This window comes from Enterobacter sp. NFIX59, from assembly GCF_900113755.1.
Taxonomy (GTDB): domain Bacteria; phylum Pseudomonadota; class Gammaproteobacteria; order Enterobacterales; family Enterobacteriaceae; genus Enterobacter; species Enterobacter pseudoroggenkampii.
The window spans coordinates 39750-66749 of the sequence record NZ_FOQN01000010.1 but is presented as its reverse complement, the minus strand read 5'-3'; the positions used below and the strand labels follow the sequence as shown (position 1 = coordinate 66749).

Genomic DNA, 27000 nt, shown 5'->3' with positions numbered 1-27000 from the left:
TTCAACCACCGCGAAATAAACGCGCTGGAGTCTCGTCTGGTGATAAATCCACCGCTAACGTGTTGTCTTCACTGTTTGTCTTTTGTTCGTCCGCACCTTCTCGCAGGCGAAACTCGTCGTCCTGGGCGGTGGCCTGTTCCACCAATTCCGGATTAATCTCGCGTTTAACCTCTACCCCCAGGCTGCGGAATGATTCGGCCTGCGCCAGCAGATTGCCGCGTCCCGAGGTGAGTTTTTTCATCGCCTGGCGGTAGTTATCCTGCGCACGATCCAGGCTCTGCCCGACTGAGGACATGTCGTCCACGAAGAGGCGCATTTTGTCGTACAGCTTGCTGGCACGATCGGCAATCTGCTGCGCGTTGCGGCTCTGGTGTTCATAGCGCCACAGGTTCGCAATGGTACGTAACGCCACCAGCAACGTGGTAGGGCTGACCAGCATAATGTTATTTTTGAGCGCTTCGGTGATGAGTTCAGGCTGCCTGTCGAGTGCCAGCAGAAACGCGGGCTCTACCGGAATAAACATCAGGACATAGTCCAGCGAGCGAAGACCCGGCAACTGCTGATAGTCTTTTCTGCCGAGCAGGCGAATGTGGTTACGCACGGAGGCAATGTGCTCCTGCAGCGCCGATTCGCGGGTGTAGTCATCCTCCGCGTTGAAGTAACGCTCATACGCCACCAGGGTCATTTTGGCGTCAATCACCACATCTTTACCCTGCGGCAGCCTCACGATCACATCCGGCTGCATGCGCGAGCGGGCGTCGTTTTCGATACTCACCTGCGTTTCGTATTCATATCCTTCCCGCAGGCCGGAGGCTTCCAGTACGCGGGTCAGCACCACTTCTCCCCAGTTGCCCTGGGTTTTGTTATCCCCTTTGAGCGCGCGGGTCAGGTTGACCGCTTCCTGCGCCATCTGGGCATTCAGCTGCTGGAGATTGCGAATCTCATGCGCCAGGGTGTGCCGCTCGCGGGCTTCCTGACCAAAACTGTCCTGCACCTGACGACGAAAACCGTCCAGCTGTTCACGCAGCGGCGTCAGCAGGCTGTTAAGGCTCTGGCGGTTCTGTTCATCAACGCGGCGGTTGCTGTGCTCGAAAATACGGTTGGCGAGGTTCTCAAACTGTTCGCTGAGGCGCTGCTCGCTGTTGATCATCTGGCGGATTTTGTCTTCCGCATGCAGCTGAGTGGATTCAAGGCGGGTGGTCACTTCGCGGAGATCGGCCTCCAGCGAGGTGTTGATATCACGGAGATTGCGCAGCTCGTTGTTAAGCAGCTCGCACTCGTCGCGCCAGTGGTCACTCAGGGCAAGCTGCTGCTTTGCCGCACTTAATTCAGCGACGATCTCTTCGCGCTCTGCCAGCTGTTCGGCCTTCTGCTGTGCATGCTGATAGCTGGAAATGAGCCAGCCTATCGCCACGCCCACCAGCGCAATCACCGCATAAATCAGGATTGAGATATCCACAATGCCCCCTGCATCAACGTATTACCCGCACAAAATAAGATTGTGCTGTATAAACGTCCAGTTTGAAAGGGTTTTCCTGCGAGGCGCTACGCAAAAAATAAAGGCCGAACGTGCCGGCCTTTGATTTCGAAAGGAGGGGACTAGATCAGGCGACGCGCGGCTTCGACCACGATTTTCACTGCATGGCTTTCGGTCTGCTTCATGGTTTCGGCGTTCGGGATCTCCTGCTGGGTACGGTTGACGATAACGCCCGCCACCATACCGGCACGCAGACCCTGGCTTGCGCACATGGTCAGCAGCGTGGCGGATTCCATTTCGTAGTTCATCACGCCCATTGACTGCCACTCTTCCATGGAGCCTTTGAAGCGGCTTACCACGCGGCCAGAGAAGGTGTCGTAACGCTCCTGGCCCGGGTAGAAGGTATCGGACGAAGCGGTCACGCCCACGTGGGTGGTGGCGCCCACGGATTTCGCGGCTTCAACCAGCGCGGTGGTGCACTCGAAATCGGCCACCGCCGGGAACTCCATCGGCGCAAAGTGGAGGCTTGCGCCATCCAGACGCACAGACGCGGTCGTCACCAGCACGTCGCCGACGTTGATGTGCGGCTGGATAGCGCCAGTGGTACCGATACGCAGGAAAGTACGAATGCCCAGCTGTGCCAGCTCTTCAACAGCAATCGAAGTAGACGGGCCACCGATACCGGTAGAACACACAATCACGGCTTTACCATCCAGCTCTGCGCGCCAGGTGGTGAATTCACGATGGGCTGCCAGCTTAACCGGCTTATCCATCAGCGCGGCGATCTTTTCCACACGCTCTGGATCGCCAGGGACGATAGCGAGCGTAGCCCCTTGTAAATCGTTTTTAGTGAGGCCGAGATGAAAAACATCAGACTTAGACATAGGTGACTCCTCTGTGGGTCGGTTAGTCAGAAGAAGTAAAACGGTACTTTACAGAAGCAGTAAGCATAATTTCGTGACGCATCTCACCATGAATGAAAATGATTGCATCGAATTTCCATCAAAAAGTGATTTACATCACATTAACAAGTTATATCGTCAGGTGCTGCACAAAAGATAGACCGTTTAAGGCACTGTGAGTTGTTAACCTGGTGTCTATATTTACCTTTGCGCTAACTGATTGGTACGGAGAATGCCATGACTGAAAAAACCGGTTTTGCACCTGCTGCGGCCCCGCATGCCTCAACCATCGTCTCAACGTCTGAAGATGCCATCACCGCGGGTGAGACCTCCATTCCCACGCAGGGAGAGAACATGCCTGCTTACCACGCACGACCAAAATCGGCAGACGGCCCGCTGCCCATCGTGATCGTGGTTCAGGAAATTTTCGGTGTTCACGAACACATTCGCGACCTCTGCCGCCGGCTGGCGCTGGAAGGCTATCTGGCCGTTGCGCCAGAGCTCTACTTCCGTCAGGGCGATCCGAACGACTACAGCGATATTCCCACCTTGCTCAGCAACCTGGTCAGCAAAGTCCCGGACGCGCAGGTGCTGGCCGACCTCGACCACGTCGCCAGTTGGGCGGCGCGCAACGGGGGCGATCCCCATCGTCTGCTGCTCACCGGTTTCTGCTGGGGCGGACGCATTAGCTGGCTGTATGCCGCGCATAACCCGCAGCTCAAAGCCGCTGTCGCCTGGTACGGCAAACTGGTGGGTGAAAAAACGCTGAATTCACCGAAACATCCGGTTGATATCGCCACCGAGTTGAATGCTCCCGTGTTAGGGCTTTACGGCGGTCAGGACACCGGTATTTCGCTGGATTCGGTAGAAACCATGCGCCATGCGCTCCGCGCGGCAAATGCGAAGGCGGAGATTGTGGTTTACCCGGATGCCGGGCATGCGTTTAACGCCGACTATCGTCCGAGCTATCACGCAGAATCGGCGAAAGATGGATGGCAGCGGATGCTTACGTGGTTCCGTCAGTACGGTGGTAAAAAAGGGTAAGCCTTTCCCATCATCATGACGCATAAGGAGTGCGTGTTATGGACTATTCCCTCGCGTTTCCACACGGTTTTTTATGGGGCGGCGCGATTGCCGCCAACCAGGCCGAAGGCGCATGGAACGTGGACGGCAAAGGGCCGTCCGTTGCCGACGCTGTCGCCTGGAAACCCAACCTCTCCGTGAAAGATTACAGCGGCCACATGGCCCTGACGGACGAGAATATCCGCGACGCGTTTGAAGGTAAAAATGATGCGCTATACCCAAAACGCCGCGGCATCGATTTTTATCACCACTATAAAGACGACGTCGCGCTGTTTGCTGAGATGGGTTTTAAGGTACTGCGCGTATCCATTGCCTGGTCGCGTATTTTCCCGACCGGCGAGGACGCCGCGCCAAACGAGGCCGGGCTGCAGTTTTATGAAGAACTGTTCCGCGAGCTGCGTCGTCATAACATCGAGCCGCTGGTCACCCTTTCCCACTACGAAATGCCGCTGGCGCTGAGCGAAAAATATAACGGCTGGGTGCATCGTAATGTGGTTGATGCCTTTGTTCGCTTCAGCAATGTTTGTTTCGACCGCTACAAAGAGCTGGTGCGTTACTGGCTAACCTTCAATGAAATAGACAGTATTCACCGCCATCCCTTTACGACCGCGGGCATTCGCGAAGAGAAAAGCGCGCCGGGCAACGCGAAACAGGATATCTATCAGGGTCTGCATCATCAGTTTGTCGCGTCTGCACTGGTCACCCGAGACTGCCACGCCAAAATTCCGGGCAGCCAGGTCGGGTGCATGCTGACCAAACTGACGACCTATCCGCACAGCTGCCGTCCGGAAGACGTTGAAGCCACGCTGAAGAAAAACCTGGAAAACTATTTTTATGCTGACGTGCAGGTATTTGGCGACTATCCGCCGCTGATCCTGCGCGATCTGGAACGACGAAATATCCATATTGAAATGCACCCTGACGATCGGCGTATTTTAAAGGCGCATACCGTCGATTTCGTCTCCTTCAGCTATTACATGTCGATGACCGAATCCACTCAGCCTGACGCCGAACGCATTCCCGGGAATACCGTTCTCGGTGTGAAAAACCCGTATCTGCCTGCGTCCGAATGGGGATGGCAGATTGATCCGCTTGGGTTAAAAATCTCGCTGCTGGAGCTGTATGACCGTTACCGGAAGCCGCTGTTTATCGTTGAAAACGGTCTGGGCGCGAAGGATGTGGTCGAAAACGGCAGGATCCACGATAGCTATCGCATCGACTATTTCCGCGCGCACTTCGCGCAAACGCTGGCCGCGATTAATGAAGGCGTGGAGGTGATAGGGTTCACCACGTGGGGCTGTATCGACATCATTAGCGCGGGCACCTCGCAGATGTCCAAACGCTACGGTTTTATCTATGTCGATCAGGACGATGAAGGCAACGGTACGTTGAAACGGCTGAAAAAAGACTCCTTCTGGTGGTACCAAAAAGTGATTGCCAGCAATGGCGCAGACCTGAGCTAAGTACGATAAGGCCGGGCTGGCACCCGGCCATCGCGCGTCACAATTATGCCTGACGCAAGTTCTGTGCTGCCTTCACCATGTTCGCCAGCGCCGCACGCGTCTCCGGCCAGCCGCGGGTTTTCAGGCCGCAGTCCGGGTTCACCCACAGGCGCTCAGCCGGAATGCGCTGGGCCGCTTTTTTCAGCAGGGCTTCAATCCACTCCACGCTCGGCACGTTCGGGGAGTGAATGTCGTACACGCCCGGCCCGATTTCGTTCGGGTACTCGAACTCTTCGAACGACTCCAGCAGCTCCATGTCTGAGCGCGACGTCTCAATGGTGATCACGTCGGCGTCCAGCGCGGCAATCGAATCCATGATGTCGTTAAATTCGCAGTAACACATGTGGGTGTGGATCTGGGTGTCGTCCTTCGCCACCGCGGCGTTGATGCGGAACGCCTCCACACCCCACTGCAGGTAGGCATCCCAGTCGCTGCGACGCAACGGCAGGCCTTCGCGCAGTGCCGGTTCGTCAATCTGAATAATGCCAATGCCTGCTGCTTCCAGATCCGCCACTTCATCACGCAGTGCCAGGGCAATCTGTTTGGCGATGGTTTCACGGGTCACGTCTTCACGCGGGAAGGACCAGCAAAGAATGGTCACCGGACCGGTGAGCATGCCTTTCACCGGCTTGTCCGTGAGGGACTGCGCGTATTTCGCCCACTCCACGGTGATCGCTTCCGTACGGCTGACGTCGCCGATCACCACCGGCGGCTTCACGCAGCGGGAGCCGTAGCTCTGCACCCAGCCGTTCTGGGTAAACACAAAGCCGTCGAGATGCTCACCGAAGTATTCCACCATGTCGTTACGCTCGGCCTCACCGTGTACCAGCACGTCCAGACCCAGACGTTCCTGCTCGATAATCGCCTGCTTGATGTGTTCGGCGATACCGGTGCGATAGTGATTCGCATCCAGATTGCCCTTTTTGAAGTCCAGACGCAGGCCACGGATTTCGGTGGTTTGGGGAAAGGAACCGATGGTGGTGGTCGGCCACGCAGGCAGGTTGAAGCGGGCACGCTGCGCTTCAGCGCGGACTTCATACGGGCTCTGACGCTGGCTGTCCTGGGCGGTGATGGCCGTCAGGCGTTTTTCCACCGCCGGGTTGTGCACGCGCGCCGAGTGACGACGCGCCTGGATCGGTGCGCTCCATTCGGCGATCGCCGCCGTGTCGCCGCTGTTCAGCGCATCGCGCAGCAGCGTCAGCTCTTCGCATTTTTGCAGGGCGAAGGCAAACCAGCTTTTCACCTCGGCATCCAGGCGAGTCTCCACGCTCAGATCGATCGGGCTGTGCAGCAGGGAACAGGACGAAGCCACCCACAGCTCACGTTTGCCGACGATGTCTTTTATTTGAGCGTATTTCCCGGTGAGATCGGCACGCCAGACGTTACGACCGTTAATCAGCCCGGCGGAGAGCAGCCAGTCCACAGGCAGGCGCTTGTGCAGCTCCGCCACATCGTCTTTACCGTGTACGAGGTCAACGTGCAGGCCCTGAACCGGCAACGCGGTAATGGTGTTAAGGTTCGGCGTTACGCCTTCGAAATAGGTGGTCAGCAGCAGCTTCACTTGCCCCGCCAGCGCGTCATACGCCGGTTTGAAGGCATCGAGCCAAACCTTGGGCAGTTCGAGCACCAGCGCCGGCTCGTCGATTTGCACCCACTGAATGCCGCGTTTGCCCAGCTCAATCAGCACCTGTTTGTAGACCGGCAGAATGTCCTTCAGCAGGCTGAGTCGGTCAAACTGCTCGCCTTTTACTTTACCCAGCCACAGGTACGTTACCGGCCCGAGCAGAACCGGTTTCACCTGATGGCCCAGCGCCAGCGCTTCGTCCACTTCATCCAGAAGCTGCGTCCAGGTCAGCCTGAACTGCTGACCTTTTACGAACTCCGGCACCATATAGTGATAGTTAGTGTTAAACCATTTAGTCATTTCCGCCGCTGCCGCTGGCTCACCCGTTGGCGCACGGCCACGGCCGATGCGGAACAGGGTATCGATATCTACCGATCCATCTTTGTTCTGATGACGAGCCGGCACGTTGCCAAGCAGCAGGCTGGTCGTCAGAACATGGTCGTACCAGGCGAAATCGCCCACCGGCAGCAGGTCAATGCCCGCCTGTTTTTGCTGATCCCAGTGACGGGCGCGCAGCTCGCGTCCCACCGCCAGCAGTTCTTCACGGGTGGCGTTCCCCGCCCAGTAGCTTTCTTGCGCTTTTTTCAGCTCGCGACGCAGGCCAACGCGAGGGAAACCGAGTGTGTGATTGCGGATTGTCATGGTGTGCCCCTTGTGAAATTCGTTATTTAGACGTCCAGATGTTTACACATCTATAATTGGCAGGTACTGTATATTCCTCAAGCGCAATATGTTCATGGCGAAGTGAAGGACTTTCATGATCGAGATAAAACACCTGAAAACGCTACAAGCGTTGCGGAACTGCGGCTCGCTCGCGGCTGCGGCTGCCACGCTGCACCAGACCCAGTCCGCCCTTTCTCACCAGTTCAGCGATCTGGAACAACGCCTCGGCTTCCGTCTTTTTGTGCGTAAGAGCCAGCCCCTGCGCTTTACGCCGCAAGGTGAGATACTGTTGCAGCTGGCGAATCAGGTCCTGCCGCAAATCGCCAGCGCGCTGCAGGCGTGTAACGAACCGCAACAAACCACGCTGCGTATCGCCATTGAGTGCCACAGCTGTATTCAGTGGCTGACCCCCGCGCTTGAGAACTTCCGCCAGAAGTGGCCGCAGGTGGAGATGGACTTCAAATCCGGCGTGACCTTTGATCCGCAGCCGTCCCTGCAGCAGGGCGAGCTGGACCTGGTGATGACCTCTGACATCCTGCCGCGCAGCGGCCTGCACTATTCGCCGATGTTTGATTATGAAGTGCGCCTGGTCCTGGCACCGGATCATCCGCTGGCGGCGAAAACGCGCATCACGCCGGAAGACCTGGCGACGGAAACGCTGCTGATTTACCCGGTTCAGCGCAGTCGTCTGGATATCTGGCGCCACTTCCTGCAGCCCGCGGGCATCAGTCCGCAGCTGAAAAGCGTGGATAACACCCTGCTGTTGATTCAGATGGTGGCGGCCAGAATGGGTATCGCGGCGCTGCCGCACTGGGTGGTAGAGAGCTTTGAACGCCAGGGTCTTGTGCAGACCAAAACCCTGGGTGAAGGACTGTGGAGCCGACTGTACGCCGCCGTGCGCGATGGCGAGCAGCGTCAGCCGATTACGGAGGCGTTTATTCGCTCAGCGCGGAACCACGCGTGCGACCATCTTCCGTTTGTGCGGAGCGCGGAGCGACCCAGCGGCGATGGACCCACAGCGAAGCCAGGATCACCGCTCCCCCAATAAGGAAGCTCGGCCAGTGCGGCTGTTGCTGCCAGATGGCGAGGTTGACCAACAACCCAGCCGGGACATGCACATTGTTCATGATCCCCAGCGTACCGGCGTCGACCTGCGTCGCGCCGTAGTTCCACATGAAGTACCCCAACCCGGAAGCCACGACGCCCAGCCAGATCAGCACGCCCCACTGCACGGCGGTGGTCGGCAGCTTGTGCGGGTTACCGAGCATAAACCACGCCGCCACTGCGACAATCGCGGCGCCCATATAAAACCAGGCGAACGCGTTATGCTGCGGCATCGGGCGGGTTTCCATCAGGCGCTTATAGCCCACCATGCCGATGGCGAAACTGATATTGGCGAGCTGGACGAACATCAGTCCGGTCCAGAAGTGATCGCTGACTTTGTCGTAGCGAATAATCGCCGCGCCAATCACCGCCAGCGCCGCGCTAAGCAGGTATCCCCAGCGCAGGCGGCGTTTACTCAGCAGATCGTATATCAGCGTGATGTAGAGCGGCGTCAGCACGGTAAAGAGCAGGAATTCCGAGACGGACAGATAGACGTAAGCCCGGAAGCTGAACAGGTACATGATGCCGAGCTGCATCGCCCCCACCAGCATGTACAGCACAATCGTTTTCAGCGATTGCCCGCGCGTGCGCAGAAACGGCAGGAATACCAGCGCCGCCAGCCCCACGCGCATCAGCACCGAGAAGTAGCTGTCGACCGAACCGGCAAGGTATTCGCCAATCAGGCTAAAGGAGAAGGCCCACAGGATAGTGGTGATAATGAGTAGCGCCACAATGCTTGTCTCTCAGAAAGAAGGAGAGGCATTGTAGCGAACTCTTTGGTTGACATCTGAGCAATAAACAATCAAATGAAGATTATTCAAGGAACAGTTTGCGCAGGTATTTCGGTACCGCATTGTCTGCGTTGGTGCCGATCACTTCCAGCTCCGGGTGCAAATCTTTCAGGCGCTGGTGCGCATTCTCCATAATGCAGCCCTTGCCTGCCATCGACAGCATTTCGGCATCGTTCATGCCGTCACCAAAGGCGATACAGTCTTTCAGCTCAAAGCCCAGACGTTTCGCGACGGCTTCCAGCGCGTGGCCTTTGGAGACGCCACCCGCCATCACTTCCAGACAGGTCAGGGTTGAGAAGCTCACATTGACGCGATCGCCCCAGCGGGCGTTGATTGCCTGTTCCAGCGGGAGCAGTTCTTCATGGCTGTCGCAGGTAAAGAACACCTTACTGATCCCCTCCGGCTCCAGCAGACCCGGCTCGTACAGGGAGTAGTTAAATACCGCTTCTTTGAAGAAACGCATTTCATCCGGGCGGTGGCGGTTCATGAACCAGTCGTCGTCACGATAAACGTTGGTGACGATAGCCGGATTATTGTGCACCACGCCAAACAGATCGGCGGCAATATCGCGATCCAGGTTGTGGGTGAAGATCAGGTTGCCGTTGGTATCATGCACGCGCGCACCGTTGGAGGTGATCATGTACGATTTGATCTCAAGATTATCGCGGATCTGCCCCACGTCGACGTGGTGGCGGCCGGTGGCAAACACAAAGTTCACGCCCCGTGCCGTCAGCAGCTTTAGGGTCTCTTTCGCGTAAGGCGACAGGATGTGGTCAGGGGAAAGCAGCGTGCCATCTAAATCAGATGCAACAACCTGGTACATAGGGATTTCAACCTCTGGTGGAAAACAATAATCAATTATGCCTGTTGAAAAATTCAACAATGGCGTTGAGCGCGACTGAGCGCATAGCGTCCTTTTCAAAAAGGATCTCATGGTACGCGCCGTTAATGACCAGCGGTTTTCCCCCTTCACAAGGGTGACCGGCGGCCGCGCGCAGTTCAGAATAGCGGTCATGCATGCGGTTATCCACCACACGCTCTTCTTCCGCCTGAATCAGGAGTGTTGGTGTATCGTCATTGCCGACACCCGCCAGAACCTGCTCACCGGCAAGGATACCTTCCCGCACCCAGTGGTAGGTCGGGCCCCCCACGCGCAGGCGCGGTTCATCGGCATAAAAACGCAGGTTACGACGATACCGCTGGCGACTGTGAGTCAGAACGTTCATCGCAAACGGCAGTGCCCGCCAGCGTCCCGTCCCGATGGCATAGCCTTCCCGAATGCGCTGATGGCCCTCAGCCCAGTCAAGAATATGACGCACCATCCAGTCAGGAAAACGCATGACGATGCCATACATCGGCGCGGTGAGCGCAATGGCGTCGCACTGGTGAGCGTGGCGCTGTAAAAACAGCGTTGAAATCGCACCGCCCATCGAGTGCGCCAGAATATAGCGCTTCCGCCAGGGGCCGGGCTCGACCTCCTGCTGCCAGAACGCGGCAAGATCGTCGACGTAATCGCTGAAGTTATCCACGTGGCCGCGATGCGTATCCGATAGCAGGCGGCCAGAAAGCCCCTGCCCGCGGTGATCGATAATCAACACATCGAAGCCCAGATGGAACAGGTCATAGGCCAGTTCGGCGTATTTGATGTAGCTCTCGATACGCCCGGGGCAGACCACGATGACCCGGTCATTTTTCTTATCGTGAAAACGCACAAAGCGTACCGGTATATCACCGACGCCCGTAAACTCATCTTCCTCACGCTGGCGCCAGAAATCGGTCAGCGGCCCCATGGAGAAAGCAGCAAATGCGTTTTCTCGTGTTTCCCAGTCCTTTTTCTGCTGAAACATCGGGTTTCTACTCACCTAAGCCAAGGAATATCGTTTTTTCGTAACCGGTCACAAAATGACTCAACAATAGCGTATTGTGGCATAAAAACAGACGATTCGGGAGTTTCAAATGACCTTCGAGTGGTGGTTCGCTTACCTGCTGACATCCATCATCCTTAGCCTTTCACCGGGCTCGGGCGCCATTAACACCATGACCACCTCCATCAACCACGGCTATCGCGGTGCGGCAGCGTCAATTGCCGGTTTGCAGACCGGGCTGGGCATTCATATCGTGCTGGTTGGGATTGGTCTGGGGACTCTGTTCTCCCGCTCGGTACTGGCCTTTGAGGTGCTGAAATGGGCCGGGGCGGCGTATCTGATTTGGCTCGGCATCCAGCAGTGGCGCGCGGCAGGCTCCATCAACCTGAACACGCTCGCGCAGACGCAAAACCGCGGCCATCTGTTTAAGCGTGCGGTGTTCGTCAACCTGACCAACCCGAAGAGCATCGTGTTCCTCGCCGCGCTGTTCCCGCAGTTTATCTTGCCGCATCAGCCCCAGGTGATGCAGTACGTGGTGCTGGGCGCGACCACCATTATTGTCGATATCATCGTGATGATTGGTTACGCGACGCTGGCGCAGCGGATTGCGGCGTGGATTAAAGGGCCTAAGCAGATGAAGGCCCTGAATAAAGTCTTTGGCTCGCTGTTTATGCTGGTTGGCGCGCTGCTTGCGTCAGCGCGTCATGCTTAGCGAGAAATGATGAGATGAATGCCGAAGCCGGCGAACAGCGCGCCGGCGAAGCCATCAATCCACTTCGCGATACGCTGGTAGCCGCGGCGCATCGCCGGTAAGGCGAACAGGCTTGCCACGATGGTAAACCAGGCAAAGGTTTCAACAACGATCAGCAGGAAGATGCCCCAGCGTGCGCCCGCACCGACGCTATCGCCGACAAACAGCGAGAACACGGAGCCGAAATAGATAATCGCTTTTGGGTTCGCCAGATTGGTCAGCAGCCCTTTTACAAAGCTGCGGCCGCCCGTTGCCAGCTCCACCTTTGGCTCTTCCGGTTTTTTCTGCTCTTTCTTCAGCGCCCCGCGCAGCATCTGGTAGCCCATCCAGCACAGGTACAGCCCGCCGCCGACCATAATGATGTTATGCAGCCAGGCCATCTTCGCCAGGATCAGGTTCAGACCGAGCAGCGCGACTGCCGCCCAGACCATAACGCCCATGGTGATACCGAGCACGCCCATCATCGCCTCTTTGCGGGAGCGGCTGACGGCCGTTTGTGACACGAAGAAAAAGTCCGGTCCCGGGCTCATCAGCGCAACGATGTGCACTAACGCCACGGTGAGAAATAGCATCAACATAATTAACTCGCGGGGAAATAATTCAGTGAGTCATCATCCTGGCACTTTTTCGCCCGGCTGACTACTCCTCATCATCACCATCGGCGTGAGAGCGGATGAGCGCCATAAACTCTTTACCGAAGCGTTCCAGCTTGCGCGTGCCGACGCCGTTGACGCTGAGCATTTCGCTGGCGCTGAGCGGCATCTGCTCGGCCATCTCGATGAGCGTCGCGTCGTTGAACACCACGTAAGGCGGGATGTTCTCTTCATCGGCGATGGCTTTACGCAGCTTGCGCAGTTTGGCAAACAGCTTGCGGTCGTAGTTGCCGCCGTAGGATTTCTGCATCACACGTGGCTTCAGGGCGATGACGCGCGGCACGGCGAGCTTGAGCTCAACGTCACCGCGCAGCACCGGACGCGCGGCCTCCGTGAGCTGAAGCGCGGAGTGCTGGGCAATGTTCTGCGTGGCAAAGCCGAGGTGAATGAGCTGGCGAATGATGCTCACCCAGTGCTCGTGGCTCTGGTCCTTGCCAATACCGTAGACAGGCAGCTTGTCGTGGCCCATGTCGCGGATACGCTGATTGTTGGCACCGCGCAGCACTTCCACCACGTAGCCCATCCCGAAGCGCTGGTTCACGCGGTAAATGGTCGAGAGCGCCTTACGCGCGTCCATCAGACCATCGTACTGTTTCGGCGGATCCAGGCAGATATCGCAGTTGCCGCAAGGCTCCTGGCGCCCTTCACCAAAGTAGTTGAGCAGCACCAGACGGCGGCAGGTTTGCGCTTCAGCAAACGCGCCCATCGCGTTGAGCTTGTGGCGCTCAATATCCTGGAGCTGCCCCTGCGGTTTCTCTTCCAGACAGCGGCGCAGCCACGCCATATCGGCCGGATCGTAAAACAGCATCGCTTCCGCAGGCAGACCGTCACGTCCGGCGCGACCGGTTTCCTGATAGTAGGATTCGATATTGCGCGGGATGTCGAAGTGCACCACAAAGCGCACGTTCGGCTTGTTAATCCCCATCCCGAACGCCACCGTCGCAACCACGATTTGCAGGTCGTCGCGCTGGAATTTCTCCTGCACGTCGGCGCGGATGTGGTTCTCTAACCCGGCGTGATACGCGGCGGCGCTAAAGCCGCGGTTTTGCAGACGCGCGGCGGTGTCTTCCACCTTCGCACGGCTGTTGCAGTAGATGATGCCGGACTTGCCGCGCTGCTCCTGGACGTAGCGCAGGAGCTGATCCAGCGGCTTGAACTTTTCCATCAGCATATAGCGGATGTTAGGGCGGTCGAAGCTGCTGACCTGAATATAGGGGTCGTTCAGCCCGAGCAGACGAACGATATCCAGCCGCGTGGTGTCATCCGCCGTGGCGGTGAGCGCCATAAACGGCAGCTCGGGGAAGCGCTGACGCAGCTGGCCGAGGGCAGCGTATTCCGGGCGGAAATCGTGTCCCCACTGGGAGATACAGTGCGCTTCATCTACCGCCAGCAGCACCGGGTTCCAGTGCGCGAGATGGTCGAGGAAGTTATCCAGCATCAGGCGTTCCGGGGCGATATACAGCAGGCGGATCTGCCCGGTGCGGCACCCGGCCATCACCTCTTGCTGCTGCTCCCGGGTTTGCGTGGAGTTAAGACAGGCGGCCGCGACGCCGTTGGCGAGCAGCTGGTCAACCTGGTCTTTCATCAGAGAAATGAGTGGGGATACCACGACCGTCAGGCCGTTAAGCACCAGCGCGGGCACCTGATAACAGAGGGACTTACCGCCGCCGGTCGGCATCACCACCAGGCAGTCACGGCCTTCGAGCACCGTTTCAATGATGGTTTCCTGGCCAGGGCGGAACTGCTGGTAGCCAAAGGTTTCATGCAAAACCTGTTTAGCCAGCGACTCCTGATTCAATACTTCCGCCTGCGCCACGTTAACCCCATATGCCTGAAATGAAACAGGCGCTATTTTCAGCGCCTGAGAGAGAAACTTCAACGTTTAACGCAAAAACATTCGAGCAGCCTAGAGAATATCGTTCAGCATCACGCCCACGCCGATGCGGGTCTGGTTGAAGTTGTAATCGATAAGCGACTCGCCGTAACCGCTGTACACCTGAGTATAGATGCGGACATGCTTCGTCATTGGGTAGCTTAAGCCCACTTCCGCACCACCGTAGCCGGTGTTCCAGTTGTACTGGCCTTTGGCGCTGAGCACGGCATCACCTAGCTGGTAGCCGACCTTGAGCTGGTAATAGCCCATATATTTGGTGATATCCGGGTTGTCATCGGTTTCGCCCACCACATACCACGGCTTCACTTCCACCATCCAGTTACCGTTCTGCGCCATCAGACGCGTATAGGCACGGTTCCAGCTGCGCGAGGTGGGATCGGAACGTCCGTTAGAATCATGGTTAAAGCCCACTTCGATATCACGCAGCGTCCAGCCCGCAAACTCATAATCCGTTGCAAAACCGAGGAACAGCTGCGGCTCATAGTTGGTTTCACGGAACGGTGAGGACTCTCCGCTGTTAGAGAGCTGCCACCAGGATTTCTGCGTGTAAGACGCCCCGAGAACCGAGTTCGGCCCCAGAATACCGCGCCAGAACGGGAATGCCAGGCTGAGCTGGAACTTCACCTCATCTTTACGCGCATTATCGGACCAGTTATAGGAGCTTATCGCCTCTTTGTTGAGATCGCTGGTCTGGGTGTAAATCAGGTAGTTGGTGTCATACGGATAGAGCGTAAACGGATTGTCATGCTCCTGAAGAAGGTTCGCGATAATGCTACCGTGAACGGCAGGTTTATCATGCACCTCTTTGATCGTCGCTTCCTGCGCATATGCTGTGAAGGGCAGCGCAACCGCCGCCAGTAACCAGGCCAGATACGTCCGCATCGGTGGTGTTCTCCTGCAAAAGAGTAAAATTACCTGAATAGTTATGTGGCGGACATTCTACAGACTTCTGCGACAACTGCTGCATCCTCGTTTCTGAAAGTGGCATTCCTTGTTGCCGCGGCATAAAATCAACATTTCGTTAACAATAAGGATGTGATGCCTCATGTCAGCCATGCTTACCGCCGAAGAAGTGTTAAAACTCGTGGGCGAGATTTTTGTTTACCATATGCCGTTTAACCGCGCGCTGGGACTGGAGCTGGAGCGTTACGAGAAAGACTTTGCCCAACTGAGCTTCAACAACCAGCCGATGATGGTGGGTAACTGGGCGCAAAGTATTTTGCACGGAGGTGTGATTGCCTCCGCGCTGGACGTGGCGGCAGGTCTGGTCTGCGTGGGCAGTACGCTGACCCGCCATGACACCATCAACGAAGACGAACTTCGCCAGCGTCTGGCGCGAATGGGTACTATCGACTTACGCGTCGACTATCTTCGTCCGGGACGCGGAAATCGCTTTACCTGTACCAGCAGCCTGCTGCGCGCGGGGAATAAAGTCGCCGTGGCGCGCGTTGAGTTACACAACGAAGAACAGGTGTATATCGCCAGCGCAACCGCCACTTATATGGTGGGTTGAGGCGGCAAAATCGGGTAAAATTAATTCACTTTTTTGTAACGGATTTTCCCGATGGATGCTAAACAGACGCGGCAGGGCGTTTTACTCGCCCTTGCCGCTTATTTTATTTGGGGTATCGCCCCGGCGTATTTCAAGCTTATCGCCTACGTTCCGGCTGACGAGATCCTGACTCATCGCGTTATCTGGTCATTCTTCTTTATGATCGCGCTGATGAGCCTCAGCCGTCAGTGGTCGGGCGTCAAAACGCTGTTTAAAACCCCTAAAAAGGTCTTCCTGCTGGCGCTCTCAGCGGTGCTGATTGGCGGTAACTGGCTGCTGTTTATCTGGGCGGTGAATAACCATCACATGCTCGAAGCGAGCCTGGGGTACTTCATTAACCCGCTGGTGAACATCGTGCTGGGGATGATTTTCCTCGGCGAACGCTTCCGCCGGATGCAGTGGTTAGCGGTCCTTCTGGCCTTCTGCGGCGTACTGGTGCAGCTCTGGACCTTCGGCTCGCTGCCGATTATCGCCCTCGGTCTGGCGTTCAGCTTTGCCTTCTACGGCCTGGTACGCAAGAAGATTGCGGTGGAAGCGCAGACGGGGATGCTGTTTGAAACCCTCTGGCTGCTGCCGGTGGCGGCGATTTATCTCTTCGGCATCGCCGACAGCCCAACCAGCCACATGGGCAGCAACCCGTGGTCGCTGAACCTGATGCTGATGGCGGCGGGCGTGGTGACCACCATTCCTCTGCTGTGCTTCACCGGTGCCGCGACGCGTCTGCGTCTCTCCACGCTGGGCTTCTTCCAGTACATTGGCCCGACGCTTATGTTCCTGCTGGCAGTGGTGTTTTACGGAGAGGTACCGGGGGCGGATAAGATGGTGACGTTCGCCTTTATCTGGGTGGCGCTGGCGATCTTTGTTGCGGATGCGATTTATACCCAACGCAGAATGCGCAAAGGGCTGTGATGTTGCCCTCACCCTAACCCTCTCCCACAGGGAGAGGGAATTCGATCGTAGGGCGGGTAAGCGCAGCGCCACCCGCCAGTTTTTTACAGCCAGTTCCGGCGTTTGAAATAGAGATACGGCGCCAGCCCCGCGAGGATCATAAAGATAATCGCCCCCGGGTAACCAAAGCTCCACTTCAGCTCCGGCATAAACTCGAAGTTCATCCCGTAGCTGGATGCCACTAGCGTCGGCGGCAGGAACACCACGGAAACCACCGAGAAGATCTTGATGATGCGGTTCTGCTCGATGTTGATAAAGCCCATCGCCGCCTGCATCAGGAAGTTGACCTTCTGGAACAGGGATTCGTTGTGCGGCAGCAGTGATTCGATATCTCGTAAGATCTCACGCGCCTGCTCCAGCTGACCGCCCGGCAGACGCGCCTTGCGCACCAGGAAGTTCAGCGCGCGCTGGGTATCCATCAGACACAAACGCACCTTCCAGCCGATATCTTCCAGCTCTGCCAGCGTGGACAACGCTTCGTCATATTCGTCGCCCTGATGGCCTTCCATGATCACGCGGCTCAGCTTTTCCAGATCGCTGTAGATGTTTTCAATTTCATCCGCCAGCTGTTCAATTTTGGTCTCGAACAGATCGAGCAGCAGCTCGTACGCGTTGCCGTCTACCATCGCCTGGCTACGGGCGCGCATGCGGTAGAGGCGGAATGCCGGTAGCTCACGCTCGCGCAGGGTAAACAGACGACCGTCGCGAATGGTAAACGCCACGGTGGAGTTGCCCGCGTGGTCTTCCGCATCTTCAAAGAAGAAGAAGGAGTGAATGTGCAGACCGTCTTCGTCTTCAAAAAAACGGGCGGATGCTTCGATGTCTTCCAGTTCCGGGCGGGTTGCCAGGCTTTGCCCCAGCTCAGATTGTACGCGAAGGCGCTCATCGTCGTCCGGCTCGACCAGATCCACCCATACGGCATCAATGAGGGGCTGTGACTCTTCGGCTTCAAGCCGAGTCAGTCGGTTATTTTCGAGTTGAAATGCGCTCAACATGACCGGGACTCCCAATGCAAAAAATATCGGACAGTTCGGTGGGCACACAGAAACAAATTGGGTTTCAGACCATTAAACAGCCTGACTCAGCGCGACGGGAATAGAGCAGTCGCTGACAACCACTAAGGCCATCAGCAAGAGGAGATAGCCTTAGGAGTTGTTCCTGGATGACAGGGAATTGAGCCAGTATCTACTGGGTGTGTCCAAGGCGAATGTCCTCTTAGCGTAATCGTGCGCGCATGTTACGCCAGCTATAACTGCGGCGTCAACACGCAACGGAACGCTGAAGGGCATTAATTGACCTTCACTGTATAAGGCTAGCAGATTATTACAAAATAATGATATTTTTCTGAATGTTAGACTGTTTCCAGCTTGGCGTAGGCCGCCACCAGCCATTTGATCCCCTGCCCCTGGAACGCCACCTGCAGGCGGCTATGCTCGCCGCTGCCTTCCAGATTCACAATGGTACCTTCGCCAAACTTCGAATGGCGCACGCGCTGGCCCAGCTTGTAGCCGGTATCGGTTTCCGCAATCGGCGAGCCCATGCGCTGATGGCTGACCGGACGGCTGATGCTCGCCCGCAGACGCACCTCCTCCACGCACTCTTCCGGCAGTTCACCGATAAAGCGCGACGGACGGTGGTAGACCTCTTTACCGTACAGACGGCGGGTTTCGGCGTAGGTCAGCGTCAGCTTTTGCATCGCGCGCGTCACACCCACGTAGGCCAGACGACGCTCCTCTTCCAGACGCCCGCCCTCATCCAGCGACATCTGGCTCGGGAACATCCCCTCTTCCATCCCGACGATGAACACCTGCGGGAACTCCAGACCTTTGGCGGAGTGCAGGGTCATCAGCTGAACCGCATCCTGCCAGGTGTCCGCCTGCCCTTCGCCCGCTTCCAGCGCGGCGTGGGAGAGGAACGCCTGCAGCGGCATCAGGTCTTCGTCTTCTTCGTTGTAGCTGAACTGGCGCGTTGCCGTGACCAGTTCCTCTAAGTTCTCAATTCGGGTCTGGCCCTTCTCGCCTTTTTCCTGCTCGTACATGGTGCGCAGGCCGGAGTCTTTAATCACCCGGTCGGTCTGCACGTGCAGCGGCATGTCCGCGGTTTCCTGCGCCAGGGCGTCAATCAGCTCAAGGAAGCGCTGTAGAGCGCTGGCCGCGCGTCCGGCAAGGGCCTTTTCCTGCAGCAGCTCGCGGCACGCCTGCCACAGCGTCAACTGGCGGTCGCGCGAGGCCTGACGCACCACGTCCAGCGTACGGTCGCCAATCCCGCGGGTTGGGGTGTTCACCACGCGTTCAAACGCCGCGTCGTCGTTACGGTTGGCAATCAGACGCAGATACGAGAGCGCATCTTTGATTTCCTGACGTTCGAAGAAGCGCATGCCGCCGTAAATCCGGTACGGCATGCTCACCTGCAGCAGCGCCTCTTCCAGCACGCGCGACTGGGCGTTGCTGCGGTAAAGAATGGCGCACTGCTCCAGCGCGCCGCCGTTGTCCTGCCAGGTTTTGATGCGGTTGACCACGAAGCGCGCTTCGTCGAGTTCGTTAAACGCGCAGTAAATCGAAATCGGTTCGCCGTCGACGCCGTCGGTCCACAGCTTTTTACCCAGACGCCCGTTGTTGTTCTCAATCAGGGCGTTGGCCGCGCTCAGAATGTTGCTGGTTGAGCGGTAGTTCTGCTCCAGACGGATAGTTTCCGCGCCGGGAAAATCGTTGAGGAAGCGCTGGATGTTCTCCACCTGCGCCCCGCGCCAGCCGTAGATCGACTGGTCATCATCGCCCACGATCATTACCTTGCCGGTATCACCGGCCAGCAGGCGGATCCACGCGTACTGGATGTTGTTGGTATCCTGGAATTCATCCACCAGGATATTGGTGAAGCGTTCACGGTAGTGCTGCAGGATGTGCGGCTTGTTGAGCCACAGCTCGTGGGCGCGCAGCAGCAGCTCGGCAAAATCCACCAGGCCGGCGCGATCGCACGCTTCCTGATAGGCCTTGTAGACGTTCTGCCAGGTCTGCTCGACCGGGTTGCCGAAGCTCTGAATGTGGTGCGGGCGCAGCCCCTCGTCTTTCTGACCGTTGATGTACCACATCGCCTGACGCGGCGGCCACTGCTTCTCGTCGAGGTTCATCGCCTTGATCAGGCGCTTCAGCAGACGGAGCTGGTCTTCGCTGTCGAGGATCTGAAAATCCTGCGGCAGGTTGGCGTCCATGTGGTGCGCACGCAGCAGGCGGTGCGCCAGGCCGTGGAAGGTACCGACCCACATGCCGCCCTGGCTGGTGCCCATCAGCTGGGCGATACGGTGGCGCATCTCCGCCGCCGCCTTGTTGGTGAACGTCACCGCCATGATGGAGTACGGCGAGCAGTTCTCCACGCTCTGCAGCCAGGCGATACGGTGAACCAGCACGCGCGTCTTACCACTGCCCGCCCCAGCCAGCACCAGCAGGTTGGTGCGCGAGGCGGCAACCGCGTCACGCTGTTTGTCATTAAGGCTGTCGAGCAGGTAAGAAACGTCCATTGGCACCGTCACGTCATGTCGGGCAGGCGAATAGCATTCGCCAAAACCCTGTTAATTTATACAGAACAATTGATGATTATATCAGCGTCGTGAGGGATGCCAACCGCGAAATTTCCACGTGCGGCAGAAGACGGCTATCGGAGGCGATCATCAGGTCAGCGTTTTCCGGCTTGATCCAGCAGGCCTGCATGCCGCAGCGGATAGCGCCAGCCACGTCTGTGGTCAGGTCATCCCCCACGTGCAGGATCTCACCCAGCGGCAGCTTAAGCTTATCTGCCGCCAGATGGTACATGTCACTGAACGGCTTCGCGCGCCCGTGAGGACCCGCACGCAGCACGAACTCAAAATAATCACTCAGGCCAAACAGCTCCGGCTGGGCATTGCCGTTGGTGATGGCCACCAGCGGCCACTTTTCTGCAAGCTTCGCCAGCGTGTCGTGGGTTTCCTGCGGCACGTCGATACGGCTGCGCCATTTGGCGAAGTTTTCCATGGCCGCTTCGGCACCGATGGCCGCGTCCTGCACGCTCAGACCCACGTTGAGCATCGCCTGCTCTACCGCACGACGACGCCATTCGGTCACGTCGTGGTAAATATCCGGCTCGGTCTCCCGCAGGGACTGGCGCAGCTTCTGGAAATCCTTGTTCTGTATCGCCTTCAGCGCGGGATGGTAGTTCTGCACGAACGCCAGCGACTCCTGCTCGGTACGCAGGATCACCTCGCGGTTGTCATAAAGGGTGTCATCAAGGTCAAACGTCAGGGCTGAGATCTGACCGAGTGGGCGGTAAAAACGCATTATTTCCCCCGTTTGGCGCGTGGATGCGCCGCGTCATACACCGAGGCAAGGTGCTGGAAGTCTAAGTGAGTATAGATTTGAGTGGTAGACAGATTTGCGTGCCCGAGGAGCTCCTGCACGCCGCGCAGATCGCCGCTCGACTCAAGCATATGTGTTGCAAAGGAGTGGCGCAGCTTGTGCGGATGCACGTGGCTGTTCAGCCCCTGCTTAATGCCCCACTCCGCAAAGCGCTTCTGCACGTTACGCGCCGAGATCCGCTTGCCGAGTTTCGACAGGAACAGCGCATCTTCGTCGGAGCCAAACAGCCCGCGCAGGTCAAGCCAGTGCTCAATCCAGGAGACCGCGTTGCGGCCAATCGGCAGGCGGCGCTCTTTGCTGCCCTTACCCATCACCCACACTTCACCAGATTCCAGATCGAGATGCTTGAGGTCAAGGTTGACGAGCTCAGACAGACGCAGGCCTGCGCCGTACATCACCTCCAGCATCGCGCGGTCGCGTACGGCAAGCGGATCGTTAAGGTCGATATCCAGCAGGTGGTTTACGTCGTCGACGTCGATATTTTTGGGCAGATGGCGCGGGGCTTTCGGCGTGGCGATGCCCTTTGCCGGGTTGGCTTTTAAACCGCCCTGGCTGACCAGCCAGTCGAAGAAACTGCGCAGCGCTGAGAGCCTGAGCGCCAGGCTCGCCGGGCTGAGATTTTTTTTACGGCTACGCACGACGAACCCGCGTACCGTCGCAGCGTCACATTGTTGCCAGCTTTTCAGGCCGATCTCGTCGGCGATCTGCATGATGGCATCAAGCTGACGCTGATAGTTAAGCAGCGTAATGGGGCTGAGATGGCGTTCCACGCCGAGATAGCGCAGAAAGCGCGAAACGTCAGTAGCGAGCAGTCCGTCCGTCATACGCGCTCAATCCAGCGCTCCAGCAGCTCGGGCAGCATCAGGGCGATCTCCTGCAGCAGGTGGGTGGCTTGCCCTTGCTCATAGTGATGCGCATCGCGGCTGGTAAATAACATGACCCCCAGGTCGCCGTCGCGCCCCATCAGCGACATCGCCACCGAGCCAATCGCTTTGGCTTCCGGCAACACCACCAGTAGCTCAGGCCCGTTCAGCGGCCCCAGATAGTGGTGCTCATGGCCCAGACGCTGAATGCGCAGCGGTTCAAACGCCTGACGGCTCAGTGCCAGATGGGTAAACCCCGACGGCGCGCCAATGCGCCAGCGGTCAGGGAACAGGCGAATCGTTGCGCCTGCTAGCCCCAGCTCCCGAGCCCAGCGGTGGAAGCGGCTGAGGAACTCGTCAAGACTGTGCGCCGACGCCAGACGCGCCTGCAGATGCAGCAGACGATAGAACAGGCTTTCGTTGGTGCTGGCCTGCTCCATCAGCAGCGTCATGTTCTCTTCGAGCTGGTTGATGTGGTTGCGCGCGCGCGCCATGTGCCATTCCACCAGCGACACGGTCCCGCGAACCGGATGCGGCACGCGCATCTCTTCGACAACGCGTGCATTGCGAATAAAAAACTCAGGATTGCGCAGCAGATAATCAACAACAGCTCTGTCGTCCAGTTCCGTCACTGTTTCCTGCAGTTCTTCCCCTGGTTGTTTCATAGATGGATAAACCCGTCATAGACATGTGCCGCCGGGCCAGTCATATACAGTGGATGACCCGGTCCTTTCCAGGCGATATCAAGCCGACCGCCCGGTAATTCCACGCGAACCTCTTCTGCCAGTAACCCCTGAGAGATGCCCACGGCCACCGCCGCACAGGCACCGCTTCCGCAGGCCTGAGTCTCACCCGCGCCGCGCTCGTAAACCCGCAGGCGAATGTGCTCGCGCTTCACCACCTGCATAAAACCGATGTTCGCGCGCTCCGGGAAACGTTCGTGGCTTTCCAGCACCGGGCCGAGCGTTTCGACCGCGGCGGTTTGCACATCATCAACCTGAATCACGCAGTGCGGGTTACCCATTGAGACGACGCCGCACAATACTGTCTGCTCGGCCGCACGCATAATATAGGTCTTTTCCGCTTTGTTTGCGCGAAACGGCACGACGGAGGGCTCGAAGTTAGGCTCGCCCATGTTCACGCGCACCAGTTCATCATCAGTGACGCTGAGCACCATGCGACCATTGGCCGTGCTGACGCGAATATCACGCTTGTTGGTCAGCCCTTTCAGACGAACAAAGCGGGCGAAACAGCGCGCGCCGTTGCCGCACTGGTTAACTTCGCTGCCGTCCGCGTTAAAAATACGGTAGTGGAAATCGAGGTCGGGGTCGTACGGCGGCTCAACCACCAGCAGCTGATCGAACCCCACGCCCAGATGCCGATCCGCCAGGCGACGGATCAGTTCCGGGGAGAAAAACACATTCTGCGTTACCGCGTCGACGACCATAAAATCGTTGCCAAGGCCATGCATTTTAGAGAACTGCATCATTTGCTCCATTGCGCGGGTACAGAACGTTGTCGTCAGAGATTAACCTGAGTCGGGCCACCGTTGTCGCCACGGTCGTTAGTGTTTGGCGTGGTAGACTCAATGCCGCTGTTAACCGGTTTCGTCGGCGGCGGTGCGGTTTTATCCGCAGGTGGGAAGTACAGTGGTCCCTTCAGTCCGCAGCCAGTCAGGCTAAACAGCGTGATGAGAACGGCAAGCGTTCGGAAAGCGTTTTTCATTATAAAGTTGCCCGTAAGTTCAAATCTGTTTCTATCATCGCAGGAGAAGACACAAAAGCAAGAGTTTGCCGCTTTCCTGCAACGGGAATTATTTAGGGTTATACTGCCGGCATCACGAAAAACAGGAACAAAACCATGAACGACAGTGAATTCCATCGCCTTGCCGACAACCTGTGGATGACCATCGAAGAGCGTATTGACGACTGGGACGGCGACAGCGATATCGATTGTGAAATTAACGGCGGTATTCTGACCCTGAGCTTCGAAAATGGCAGCAAAATTATTATTAACCGCCAGGAGCCGCTTCACCAGGTCTGGCTGGCCGCGAAACAGGGCGGCTATCATTTCGATCTGAAAGACGGGGAATGGGTTTGCGACCGCAGCGGCGTAACGTTCTGGGATCTGCTGGAACAGGCGTCGACCGCGCAGGCGGGTGAGACAGTGAGTTTCAGGTAGTTTTGTCGCCCGGTGGCGGCTACGCCTTACCGGGCCTACAACGGCTCGAACCGTAGGCCGGGTAAGCGTTAGCGCCACCCGGCGAAAAGAGTCAGGAAAAATACTGCTGCAACAGCGGCGCGGTGTCCTGATTGGCAGGCGCGGCAGGCGTGACGGCCTGGGTGCGGAACGGAATCACCTGCGTACGGCCGTCGACGTTCACAATCTGGTAGAACTGCGGCAGGTTAAAGTTGATAAAGCTTGAGCCGTAGGTAAAGCGGTCATGCGAAGAGGAGTAGAAGCGGCTGACGTCGCGCACCAGCTCCTCTTTACTGCCTTCACAATGGTGATACACCTCGGCGCGGTTGGTCTCATCCAGAATGTAGATGTTGAACCCGGCATCGTCGCCCGACTCTTCAAAGAAGAACTGAATAATCCCTTCGCTGGCAAAGCCGTCCACCACCTGCGGCAGCTTAACGTGGTTGGTTTCCACCTGCACCGACAGACCGTGCAGCTTGTTATGCGAAATCGCGCCGTAGAATTCGATGGCGTTTTCCAGCTTCTGTACCGACACGTTCAGGCGCTCGAAGAACAGGCCCCAGGTCTGACCGGAGACGCGCAGTGCTTTAAAGCGCCCGGTTTCCTGACGGGTACTGGAGAGACGCAGTTCGATACACTCAGAAACCAGCTGCTGCACGCGGGTACGAATCAACCCACGCAGGTGCTGGCTGTAGCAGAACACTTCCACGCTGTCCGGCGGCGCGGCATCCTGGTGCATCTTGCCGAGGATGGTTTTCAGCGCCTCGATCATCGCCTGCTCGCCGTTGAAGTGCAGGGTACGCACTTCGTTCCACGAGTTGCGATAGAGCAGGTCCACGCTGCCGACCAGGCAGTTTTGCTGCTCGCCAAAGCTAAAGACGTCCAGCTTGCGGAAGTCAAAATGGACCACCTGATTGCGGAAGGCCGCCGTCGGGTCGTATTCCAGGTTGACGATGATCGCCAGATGGCGAATCTCGCACGGGCTGTAGAGCGCTTTCGGCGTTGGGGCAGGCAGACGCAGCGGGAAGTGGTGCGACACATCCGCGACCATCTCCTGCAGCTTAGCGAGATCGACCACCTCGTTGCCTTTGATAAACAGGCGCGTACGCGAGGTCAGCAGGCCGTTAAACCAGGCCCAGGCCACCAGCTTGTTCAGATAGCGGTTATATTCCAGCGGCTGATGGCTGATGATTGAATCCATGCTTGGCGCACGGTTGTACAGATACCACCCGGTGCGGTTCGCGCGGCCCGGCGGCACGTAGATAAAGGTCAGGTTCGGTTCTGACAGGTCAGGCGAAATCTGCGGGTTAACCAGGGTGACTTTGCCCGGCAGCGCTTCAAACGCGGCGTACAGCTTACGGGTCAATACCCCGATGTCCTGCGGGCTGGCGGAAACGCTGAGGTTGTTACGGCGCGCAAAGCGGATCAGATTACGGTAGCTTTGCATCATCGCATCGAGCAGTTCGTTGTGCGCTTCACGCACCTGATCGATTTTCCAGTTGGCCCGGTTGTCGAGCATGGACAGACGCGCTTCGTCCCATCCCCACTCTTTCACTAACTGACTGACCACTTCACGACGCCAGCCCACGCAGGCGCGCTCGCGGCTCAATTTCTCACAGACTTTGAGATAGAAACATCGACGCACCAGGTCAAGACGCGTGGTGTCATCAATGGCTTTCAGGTATTCGGTCACGCGCTCCAGCATCATGCAGTAGGCGTCCAGCCCGAAGGAGACGATTTCCCCGTCGTGCAAACGCTGCTTGATATCTTTCGCCAGCAGGCGCGGCGTAGGGTATTCCCAGGAATAGGCTTCAAGCAGCAGCGTTTTCAGCACCGCTTTGTACGGTGAGTCGATACTCTTATAGAGCTGCCAGAGGCTTGCGCCGAAATACTCTTCTGCTGACAGGGAACTCAGGCCGCCAAGGTCCAGCCATTCGTTTGGCGTCAGTACGCCCTGCGCGTAAAGCGACATGACGTAATCATCGTAATGCTCTTCTTCTTCGCACGGGACCATATTCCACAGAATACGCTTCCCGGCCAGGCGCACAGCAGTACGGTAAAATTCATCCAGCAATAAGATGTGCTGAGTCGAGCCGCAGTCTTCACCACCCAGACTGCCGCTTTCGTTATGGCGGAAACGGTTTTCATCAATCAGGAAGAAGCTCACTTCCACACCGAGCGATGCCGCCCAGCTCTCCAGCAGGCTGCATTTACGCTGCAGCAGCTGACGCTCGTCGTTATCGAGCCAGGACTGATGGCAGACCCAGATGTCCAGGTCCGAAGAACAGCTTTGCCCTACCGATGAGGTGCTCCCCATTGAGTAAACGCCGGTAATCGGCAGTTCACCTTTCGGGGACTCCTGTGGCGGCATGCCGCGGTAGAGTTCCAGCTCGTTCAAATAATGCTGTTGGGTTTCATCAGGCGTGAAAAGGCAAATGCCCTGGGGAACGTTACCATCAAGGTAGCCAGGCATCAGCGGGTGGTGATAGTGCAATAATGTCGGCAGCAGACTGTATACCTGCTGGAAAGCAGGGCCCATAGCAGCAAGCGCGCGATCCACACGCAGTTGATTTATGGCATCCAGTCTCTGTTTCAGAGTCTCAATATAGAGGTACAAGACGTATCGCCTGATGTTTCCGGGTGTCGCAGCTATTCAAAACACGAGTAACAGCGGACCCGCAGTATTTCAAAAAGATAACCGTTACCCTTTTTCGCCCTTATCATTTTTGGTGGTACCGACGAAA

Annotated in this window: 25 protein-coding genes; 7 read left to right on the top strand and 18 right to left on the bottom strand. The window is 57.4% G+C overall.

The window, feature by feature from the left end:
* Position 1: 1 nt before the first annotated feature.
* Both rmuC and udp read right to left on the bottom strand, forming a co-directional pair.
* Positions 2 to 1459 carry a DNA recombination protein RmuC gene (rmuC, locus tag BM007_RS21775; protein ID WP_090420954.1) on the bottom strand — a complete coding sequence of 486 codons (1458 nt, stop codon included), beginning with the start codon at positions 1457 to 1459 and terminating at the stop codon, positions 2 to 4.
* A gap of 140 nt (positions 1460 to 1599) precedes the next feature.
* Positions 1600 to 2361 carry a uridine phosphorylase gene (udp, locus tag BM007_RS21770; RefSeq protein ID WP_003860792.1) on the bottom strand — a complete coding sequence of 254 codons (762 nt, stop codon included), beginning with the start codon at positions 2359 to 2361 and terminating at the stop codon, positions 1600 to 1602.
* A 255-nt stretch (positions 2362 to 2616) separates the two neighbouring features.
* Between udp and BM007_RS21765 the strand changes: the two genes are divergently transcribed.
* Positions 2617 to 3423, top strand: coding sequence for a dienelactone hydrolase family protein (locus tag BM007_RS21765; protein WP_090420951.1), 807 nt, complete (start codon positions 2617 to 2619; stop codon positions 3421 to 3423).
* Between the two features lie 38 nt (positions 3424 to 3461).
* On the top strand, positions 3462 to 4925 hold the full coding sequence (locus BM007_RS21760; RefSeq protein ID WP_032646066.1) for a glycoside hydrolase family 1 protein: 1464 nt from the start codon (positions 3462 to 3464) through the stop codon (positions 4923 to 4925).
* Between the two features lie 43 nt (positions 4926 to 4968).
* On the opposite strand, the gene metE is transcribed toward BM007_RS21760, so the two are convergent.
* Positions 4969 to 7230 (bottom strand): 5-methyltetrahydropteroyltriglutamate--homocysteine S-methyltransferase, encoded by a 2262-nt coding sequence (gene metE / locus BM007_RS21755; protein ID WP_090420948.1) that lies wholly within the window; start codon positions 7228 to 7230, stop codon positions 4969 to 4971.
* A gap of 115 nt (positions 7231 to 7345) precedes the next feature.
* On the opposite strand from metE, the gene metR reads away from it, so the two are divergent.
* Positions 7346 to 8299 (top strand): HTH-type transcriptional regulator MetR, encoded by a 954-nt coding sequence (gene metR, locus BM007_RS21750; RefSeq protein ID WP_032646068.1) that lies wholly within the window; start codon positions 7346 to 7348, stop codon positions 8297 to 8299.
* Here metR and BM007_RS21745 read toward each other — a convergent pair.
* The 3 genes from BM007_RS21745 to pldB all read right to left on the bottom strand — a co-directional run bounded on the left by BM007_RS21745 (position 8187) and on the right by pldB (position 10993).
* Positions 8187 to 9086, bottom strand: a complete 900-nt coding sequence (locus BM007_RS21745; protein ID WP_032646069.1) for a carboxylate/amino acid/amine transporter — start codon at positions 9084 to 9086, stop codon at positions 8187 to 8189. The genes metR and BM007_RS21745 overlap by 113 nt on opposite strands.
* Before the next feature lie 82 nt (positions 9087 to 9168).
* Complete coding sequence (gene yigL, locus BM007_RS21740) at positions 9169 to 9969, bottom strand: sugar/pyridoxal phosphate phosphatase YigL (protein ID WP_090420945.1); 801 nt, start codon at positions 9967 to 9969, stop codon at positions 9169 to 9171.
* A gap of 31 nt (positions 9970 to 10000) precedes the next feature.
* A complete protein-coding gene (gene pldB / locus BM007_RS21735) occupies positions 10001 to 10993 on the bottom strand; it encodes a lysophospholipase L2 (RefSeq protein WP_090420942.1) in 993 nt (330 codons plus the stop codon).
* Positions 10994 to 11102: 109 nt separating this feature from the next.
* Here pldB and rhtB point away from each other — a divergent pair, with 109 nt between their 5' ends.
* On the top strand, positions 11103 to 11723 hold the full coding sequence (rhtB, locus tag BM007_RS21730) for a homoserine/homoserine lactone efflux protein (RefSeq protein WP_090420939.1): 621 nt from the start codon (positions 11103 to 11105) through the stop codon (positions 11721 to 11723).
* Here the strand turns inward: rhtB and rhtC are convergent.
* The 3 genes from rhtC to pldA all read right to left on the bottom strand — a co-directional run bounded on the left by rhtC (position 11720) and on the right by pldA (position 15191).
* Positions 11720 to 12340, bottom strand: coding sequence for a threonine export protein RhtC (gene rhtC, locus BM007_RS21725; RefSeq protein WP_024907989.1), 621 nt, complete (start codon positions 12338 to 12340; stop codon positions 11720 to 11722). The genes rhtB and rhtC overlap by 4 nt on opposite strands.
* A gap of 61 nt (positions 12341 to 12401) precedes the next feature.
* Entirely contained in the window at positions 12402 to 14231 is a 1830-nt protein-coding gene (recQ, locus tag BM007_RS21720) for an ATP-dependent DNA helicase RecQ (RefSeq protein WP_047345452.1), read from the bottom strand.
* 90 nt (positions 14232 to 14321) lie between these two features.
* On the bottom strand, positions 14322 to 15191 hold the full coding sequence (gene pldA, locus BM007_RS21715; protein ID WP_090420936.1) for a phospholipase A: 870 nt from the start codon (positions 15189 to 15191) through the stop codon (positions 14322 to 14324).
* Positions 15192 to 15354: 163 nt separating this feature from the next.
* On the opposite strand from pldA, the gene yigI reads away from it, so the two are divergent.
* Both yigI and rarD read left to right on the top strand, forming a co-directional pair.
* A complete protein-coding gene (gene yigI / locus BM007_RS21710; protein WP_008501538.1) occupies positions 15355 to 15822 on the top strand; it encodes an acyl-CoA thioesterase YigI in 468 nt (155 codons plus the stop codon).
* Positions 15823 to 15873: 51 nt separating this feature from the next.
* Entirely contained in the window at positions 15874 to 16770 is an 897-nt protein-coding gene (gene rarD / locus BM007_RS21705; RefSeq protein WP_090420933.1) for an EamA family transporter RarD, read from the top strand.
* An 83-nt stretch (positions 16771 to 16853) separates the two neighbouring features.
* On the opposite strand, the gene corA is transcribed toward rarD, so the two are convergent.
* The 8 genes from corA to BM007_RS21665 all read right to left on the bottom strand — a co-directional run bounded on the left by corA (position 16854) and on the right by BM007_RS21665 (position 23782).
* Entirely contained in the window at positions 16854 to 17804 is a 951-nt protein-coding gene (gene corA / locus BM007_RS21700; RefSeq protein ID WP_008501540.1) for a magnesium/cobalt transporter CorA, read from the bottom strand.
* 150 nt (positions 17805 to 17954) lie between these two features.
* Positions 17955 to 18011 carry a YsgD/CorL family protein gene (gene ysgD / locus BM007_RS23290; protein ID WP_212743980.1) on the bottom strand — a complete coding sequence of 19 codons (57 nt, stop codon included), beginning with the start codon at positions 18009 to 18011 and terminating at the stop codon, positions 17955 to 17957.
* A 149-nt stretch (positions 18012 to 18160) separates the two neighbouring features.
* Positions 18161 to 20323: a DNA helicase II gene (gene uvrD, locus BM007_RS21690; protein WP_032646073.1), complete on the bottom strand. Its 2163-nt coding sequence runs from the start codon at positions 20321 to 20323 to the stop codon at positions 18161 to 18163.
* Between the two features lie 76 nt (positions 20324 to 20399).
* The gene (gene yigB / locus BM007_RS21685; RefSeq protein WP_090420930.1) at positions 20400 to 21116 is read right to left on the bottom strand and encodes a 5-amino-6-(5-phospho-D-ribitylamino)uracil phosphatase YigB; all 717 of its coding nucleotides are present in this window, start codon (positions 21114 to 21116) and stop codon (positions 20400 to 20402) included.
* A complete protein-coding gene (xerC, locus tag BM007_RS21680; RefSeq protein WP_090420927.1) occupies positions 21116 to 22018 on the bottom strand; it encodes a tyrosine recombinase XerC in 903 nt (300 codons plus the stop codon). The genes yigB and xerC overlap by 1 nt, the downstream gene beginning before the upstream one ends.
* The gene (locus BM007_RS21675; RefSeq protein ID WP_048989630.1) at positions 22015 to 22722 is read right to left on the bottom strand and encodes a DUF484 domain-containing protein; all 708 of its coding nucleotides are present in this window, start codon (positions 22720 to 22722) and stop codon (positions 22015 to 22017) included. Before BM007_RS21675 ends, xerC begins: the two co-directional genes overlap by 4 nt.
* Entirely contained in the window at positions 22719 to 23543 is an 825-nt protein-coding gene (gene dapF, locus BM007_RS21670; protein ID WP_024907981.1) for a diaminopimelate epimerase, read from the bottom strand. The genes BM007_RS21675 and dapF overlap by 4 nt, the downstream gene beginning before the upstream one ends.
* A 35-nt stretch (positions 23544 to 23578) precedes the next feature.
* A complete protein-coding gene (locus BM007_RS21665) occupies positions 23579 to 23782 on the bottom strand; it encodes an LPS translocon maturation chaperone LptM (RefSeq protein WP_024907980.1) in 204 nt (67 codons plus the stop codon).
* 135 nt (positions 23783 to 23917) lie between these two features.
* Here BM007_RS21665 and cyaY point away from each other — a divergent pair, with 135 nt between their 5' ends.
* A complete protein-coding gene (gene cyaY, locus BM007_RS21660) occupies positions 23918 to 24238 on the top strand; it encodes an iron donor protein CyaY (protein ID WP_090420923.1) in 321 nt (106 codons plus the stop codon).
* Between the two features lie 91 nt (positions 24239 to 24329).
* Here cyaY and cyaA read toward each other — a convergent pair whose 3' ends face one another.
* Complete coding sequence (gene cyaA / locus BM007_RS21655) at positions 24330 to 26873, bottom strand: class I adenylate cyclase (RefSeq protein ID WP_023309629.1); 2544 nt, start codon at positions 26871 to 26873, stop codon at positions 24330 to 24332.
* Positions 26874 to 27000 lie beyond the last annotated feature (127 nt).